The organism is Oleiphilus sp. HI0079, from assembly GCF_001635105.1.
Genome location: NZ_LWFT01000019.1, coordinates 1 through 1,026 on the forward strand (window position 1 = coordinate 1; position 1,026 = coordinate 1,026).

1 protein-coding gene is annotated in these 1,026 nt (G+C 50.3%); it reads left to right on the plus strand.

The window, feature by feature from the left end; all coding sequences use genetic code 11:
• Positions 1 to 173: 173 nt before the first annotated feature.
• Positions 174 to 1,026: hypothetical protein (locus A3750_RS00450; RefSeq protein ID WP_068547920.1), on the plus strand; the 853-nt coding region annotated here is incomplete at its 3' end.

Sequence of the window (1,026 nt, forward strand, 5' to 3'; positions counted from 1 at the left end):
AGCTCGCAAAAGCAATAGGCCGCGCATGGCCGCCTTTGAGGCAATATATAATCAGTTAAAATGAACGTTCGAAATATGCACATAACAATCGCATGCAGTCGGGCTTCGGGCGTTATGAGGCGCAACCAATCAGGATATCATTAAACATCAACAACGTTTTGGGAGAATTATAAATGAAGGTATCAATAGCTTTACTAACTATATTCACTGCGGTGTTAGTCGGTTTTCAAAGTGTCTCCGCCGATCAGCATCAGGCTACGAATGTGGCCGCAGTGGACACCACCAATTGGGGTACTCGCCCTGAGAATACGGGGATGACCGCCGAGGAGTTCATCAGGGCCGAAGGGTTAGATTTCGCAGCCAACCTGGTGAAGAAAAATGGGCTCAACACTTTCAACACTCCCACTATCGCGAGCGTCGACAACCAAATTCTCACTACACCCAATGTGAATGTGTTGTACACGGCTGCTGCAGTCGACACCACGGGGGGCTTCACTCTAAACCTTCCCATTGATGACACACGTTTGGTTACGGCGCAAATAATTAACCTGAATACCCATACAACACCAGTCCACCTAAATAAGGGGGGCGTGTACGAGTTCCCGGCGGGACAATTTGATGACCATGTGGGAATCCTGGTTCGTATCGGTGTTGATGGTAAGGCGGACGCGGAGGCGCAGGTCAAGGTCATTGCCGATGAGTTAAGCGTTGACGCGGCGAGCGCCAACCCTATCCCGGACTATGACCTGGATAAGCTCTTGGCCACACGTACTGCGTTGAAAAATGAGTTCGCAAAAACCCCTATTGATAGTACTGGTGGCATGGTTGAGTCTGTTGATCAAATCACGGACTGGGAGAAGTATACTCTGATTACTGCGGGCGGTTGGGGGTTGAGCGGCCCAGAGCGAGCTGCATACAAGCTTATCCCCGGGCCTGAATCAATTGAGTGCAGCACGGTGACCGTTGATGCGCCGCCAGTAAATACTGACGCAAATGGTTTTTTTAGCCTCACAATCTACGGCAAGG